Origin of the sequence: Mesorhizobium sp. M4A.F.Ca.ET.022.05.2.1, assembly GCF_003998845.1 — a bacterium.
In the GTDB taxonomy this organism is placed as follows: Bacteria; Pseudomonadota; Alphaproteobacteria; order Rhizobiales; family Rhizobiaceae; genus Mesorhizobium.
Window position 1 is genome coordinate 1 of sequence record NZ_RZOJ01000469.1, and the last position, 4,493, is coordinate 4,493.

The following is a 4,493-nucleotide window of genomic DNA, read 5'->3' on the forward strand; positions in this document are numbered from 1 at the left end:
GGCCATGACACAGGGTTTCGGCAACGCCGCGGCTTCGGCATCGCAGGTCCAGGCGGCGCCGGCCCAACCGGCCGAGGACCCGATCCAGCTTCTCGAAAAGCTCGGCAGCCTGCTTGCCAAGGGAATTCTGACGCAGCAGGAATTCGATGCCAAGAAGGCCGAGCTGCTGTCCCGAATCAAGTGAGCCCGCAGGCGGGCTCCGTTTCCCCAGCCCTGCCGGTGCCAAGAGGTCCGGCGCATCCAACTCAGGGTTTTCATGCGCAAGTTCGACTGCCCGTCCTGCGGCGCGGATGTCACCTTCCGGTCGGTGCAATCGGTCTATGCCGTCTGCGCCTACTGCCAGTCCATGGTGGTGCGCACGGATGTCGACGTCAAATCGATCGGGGTGATGGCCGCCCTGCCGGACGACATGAGCCCGTTGCAACTGGGCAGCGGCGGCTATTTCGAGCAGCAGCCCTTCACGCTCATCGGGCGGCTGAAGATTGGCTGGCGCGACGGGTTGTGGAACGAATGGCACCTGCTGATGGCAGACGGCCGGCGCGGCTGGATCGGCGAGGCGCAAGGGTCTTTCTCCATCAGTTTCGAACTGGAGGGGCCCCTGCCGCGCGACGTCGAGGTGACGCTTGACCACTGTCACGGGTTGCTGACAAGCGGCAAGCCCGCCGCCGAGGCAAGGCCCGGCTTTGCCGTGCAACTCGGCGGCATCACGCTGCGCGCGGTCGACATCAAGCTGGCGACCTGCCTGGGATCGGAGGGCGAACTGCCCTTCGCCGCGCCCAAGGGCCGCCGGACGGTCGCGATCGACTGCATCGGCAGGCAGGGCGAGTTCGCCACGCTCGATCATGATGGGCGCGAGGCCCATGCCTATGTCGGCCGCTATGTGGAGTGGGACGCCTTCCGCTTTACCAATTTGCGGCCGCTGGAGGGATGGTGAGCGACCAGCCTTCGATCCTGCCGTCCGCCGAGCCGGCGCCGCCGCCGCGCGCGCCCGGCAGGCCGCGCAACTTCGCCTGCCCGAACTGCGGTGGAGCGGTTACGCTGCGCGCGGCCGGCCAGTCGATCACCGCCACCTGCAGCCAGTGTTCATCAGTGATCGATGTCGCCGACGAGAATCTGCGTATCATAGAGGCGGCACAATCTGCCATGCAGCAGTCCGATATCCCGATCGGTGCCCGTGCCCGGCTCAAGGAAATCGAATGGGAAGTCGTCGGCTATATGCGGCGCAGCGACGGGCCTGGCGATTTTCGGTGGACCGAGCACCTGCTGTTCAACCCTTACCACGGCTATCGCTTCCTGGCCGAGGAATACGACCACTGGACCCTGGTGAAGATGCTCAACCGCGACGTGCCGGGCGCGGGCAGGGAGGGCTGGATCGATGCGAATGGACGCAGCTACCAATTCTTCGGCAGGGGCTTTGCCCGCACCACCTACGTTGCCGGCGAGTTCTTCTGGCGGGCATCGACCTCGGACGTCACCGCGGTAACCGACTATATCGCGCCGCCCTACCGGCTGATGGTGGAGAGGAACGACGAGGAGATCATCGTCTCCGAGGGCGAGTATCTCGATGCGCGCCTCGTCGCCGCCGCCTTCAAGCTGCCGCTGCGCGTGCCTTCGTCCTCCTCAGCCGGCGTCAGCCAGGTCAATCCGTACAAGCCGTCATTCACGATCGTCGCCCTGGCAGTGGTTGCCGCCACGATGCTGCAGGGCACTTTGCTGGCGATCTCGGCAAACGCGCTCGTCAATTCACAAACCTACAATCTGACCGCCGCCGACAAGAACAAGACCCTGTCGTCCGGAACGTTCCGGCTGAACAGGAGCGGCAATATCGAGATCGAGACCACCTCCTACCTCAGCAATGACTGGCTCGAGCTCGACATGGCGCTGGTCAACATCGACACCAATCAGAGCTACTCGGTATTTCAGTCACTCGAGCACTACAGCGGAACTGATTCCGATGGTCGCTGGGAGGAGGGAGGCAATCGCGAGACTTCGCTGTTGCCTCCGGTTCCGCCCGGCACCTACAAATTGCTGATCGAGCCCGATGCCGGCCTGTTCTCCAAGCCGTCATCATTGCTTTCGTCCTCGGCGCCCTTGCCGGCGCAGCCCGTCACCATCACCATTAAATACGACGTGCCGGTTTGGTCGAACTACCTGATTGCCATGGCGCTGTTGCTGGCCGTGCCGGCGATCAGCTTGATCAGGCGAATGATGTTTGAGAAATCGCGCTGGGAAAAGGGTGGCGTTGCCGAGTGATGCGAAGGAGAAAGACATGAGCAAGCTGCACATGATCTATGCCACGCTGGTTGTGCTCGGCATGTCGGCGGCCAACTTCAACGGCTATGCCGTGACCGCGATGTTCAACGGCAAGCAGACTGCCAACCGCGACGTCAACGCATATCACAAATAGGAGGCTTCAATGGATGCGACCGGCCTGATCGAATTGAAATTCGTCGTTGCCTCTTTGGTCTATTCGGGCTTGGGCCTCGTCGTCTTCGTCGTCGCCTTCCTGCTGCTTGATCTGCTGACCCCCAGGGTGCAGGTCTGGAAAGAAATCTGCGAGAAGCAGAACCTGGCCCTGGCGATCTTCCTGGGCTCCGTCGCGATCGGCATCGCACTTATCATTGCCTCGGCCATTCACGGCTGACAGGCGATCCTGCGGCGAGTTGGCGTAAGGCGCTTTCGTGGAAATCCTGCTCCTCTTTTCGGCATTCGTCATCGCGACCTGCGGGCTTGTCTACGAATTGATCGCCGGCACGCTGGCGAGCTACCTGCTCGGCGACTCCGTCACGCAGTTCTCCACCATCATTGGCGCCTATCTTTTCGCCATGGGCGTCGGGTCGTGGCTCTCGCGCTATATCGAACGCAACCTGCTCGCCTATTTCGTCCGTATCGAGCTTATGGTCGGGGCGATTGGCGGTTCCTCGGCCGCGGCGCTTTTCATCTTGTTCGACCAGGTCGCCTCCTTCCGCCTCTGGCTCTATTTTCTGGTCGGTGTGATCGGCATCCTGGTCGGCGTCGAAATTCCCCTGCTGCTGCGCATCTTGGAGGGGCGGCTCGCCTTCAAGGACCTGGTCTCCAAAGTCTTCACCTTCGACTATGTCGGCGCGCTGTTTGCCTCGCTGCTCTTCCCGCTGGTGCTGGTGCCGCATCTCGGTCTGATCCGCTCCGCCTTCCTGTTCGGCATCCTCAACACCATGGTGGCGATCTGGATGCTCTATGCCAACAAGGCCGGCATGATACCCCGGCGGGGCGCGCACAGGGCTGCGGCCTTCACCGTGCTGGCACTGCTCGGAGCCGGCTTCATTTCGTCGGAACGCATCCAGTCGATCTCGGAGGCGAGCATCTATCCAGGCACGGTGATCTTCGCCGAATCCACGCCCTACCAACGCATCGTGGTCACCCGCCAGCAGCGCGACATCCGCCTCTTCCTCAATTCGAACCTGCAATTCTCGTCACTGGACGAATACCGCTACCACGAGGCGCTGGTGCATCCGGCGATGAGCGCGCTCAAGGCGCCACGCAAGGTGCTGATCATCGGCGGCGGCGACGGCCTGGCGCTGCGAGAGGTATTGAAATATCCGGCAGTCGAGGCGGTGACCATGGTCGATCTCGACCCGGCCATGACGCGCCTGTTCTCCAGCAACGAGTTGATGAGGGCACTCAATGGCGGCGCCCTGTCCTCGCCCAAGTTGAAACTCATCAATGCCGACGCCTTTCTCTGGCTGCGGGAACAGAAGCCGGCCGATGCGCGCTTCGACGCCGTGATCATCGACCTGCCGGACCCTTCCAACTTCTCGATCGGCAAGCTGTACTCGCTCACCTTCTACCGCCAGCTGAAATCGGCGCTGAACGATGACGGCATCGTAGTGATCCAGAGCACTTCGCCACTCATCGCGCGCAAATCCTTCTGGTGTGTCGACAACACGCTGGCGGCCGCTGGTTACCAGACCGCCGCCTATCATCTCTTCGTGCCGTCCTTCGGCGAGTGGGGTTTCATCATCGGCTCCTTCTCGCCCTATCGGGTGCCAGAGCACCTGCCCGAGGGGCTGCGCTTCCTCGACCTGCCGACCATGAAGGCGATGTTCCAGTTCCCGCCCGACATGGCGCATGTCGCCACCGCCATCCAGCGGCTCGATGACCAGCCGCTGGTGCGCTATTTCGACGAGGAGTGGGGCGATTACCTCATTTATTGAAAGCCGGAGTGCCGGCCTTCAGACCGGCAAGGAACGACCGTCTTTGAACGTGACGCGTCCGAAGATGCCTACCGGGCGGTCGGTTTCGCGAACGATGGCCAAGCCATGAGCCGGATCACCCGCAAGCAGTTCCTGGCGCTTGGAGCCGCCTCGCTTGGCCTTGCCGGTTCCGGGCTGGTAGGAAGGGCGTTGTCCAGCGGCGGGGAGAGCGGCCCGGTGCCCGGTGAACTCGTCGGCGCCTCCTCCGCCATCGGCCACAGGCTGCGAGGCGGCACCTTCGCCGCCGCCGACGACGACGAC

General features: G+C 62.9%; 7 protein-coding genes. All 7 read left to right on the forward strand.

The genetic code is table 11. From position 1 onward, the window contains the following. Positions 1–184 (forward strand): SHOCT domain-containing protein (locus tag EN745_RS30690; RefSeq protein ID WP_145992230.1); only part of this gene is annotated, 184 nt, incomplete at its 5' end. Positions 185–256: 72 nt separating this feature from the next. After that, the gene (locus EN745_RS30695) at positions 257–934 is read left to right on the forward strand and encodes a DUF4178 domain-containing protein (RefSeq protein ID WP_127422978.1); all 678 of its coding nucleotides are present in this window, start codon (positions 257–259) and stop codon (positions 932–934) included. After that, positions 931–2,253 (forward strand): DUF4178 domain-containing protein, encoded by a 1,323-nt coding sequence (locus EN745_RS30700; RefSeq protein ID WP_189363209.1) that lies wholly within the window; start codon positions 931–933, stop codon positions 2,251–2,253. Before EN745_RS30695 ends, EN745_RS30700 begins: the two co-directional genes overlap by 4 nt. Before the next feature lie 16 nt (positions 2,254–2,269). Beyond that, positions 2,270–2,407 (forward strand): hypothetical protein, encoded by a 138-nt coding sequence (locus EN745_RS36410; protein ID WP_189347497.1) that lies wholly within the window; start codon positions 2,270–2,272, stop codon positions 2,405–2,407. A 9-nt stretch (positions 2,408–2,416) separates the two neighbouring features. After that, positions 2,417–2,644 carry a DUF350 domain-containing protein gene (locus EN745_RS30705; protein WP_127406945.1) on the forward strand — a complete coding sequence of 76 codons (228 nt, stop codon included), beginning with the start codon at positions 2,417–2,419 and terminating at the stop codon, positions 2,642–2,644. 37 nt (positions 2,645–2,681) lie between these two features. Further along, positions 2,682–4,193, forward strand: coding sequence for a polyamine aminopropyltransferase (locus EN745_RS30710; protein WP_127422980.1), 1,512 nt, complete (start codon positions 2,682–2,684; stop codon positions 4,191–4,193). 105 nt (positions 4,194–4,298) lie between these two features. Continuing rightward, positions 4,299–4,493 (forward strand): hypothetical protein (locus EN745_RS30715; RefSeq protein ID WP_145992232.1); only part of this gene is annotated, 195 nt, incomplete at its 3' end.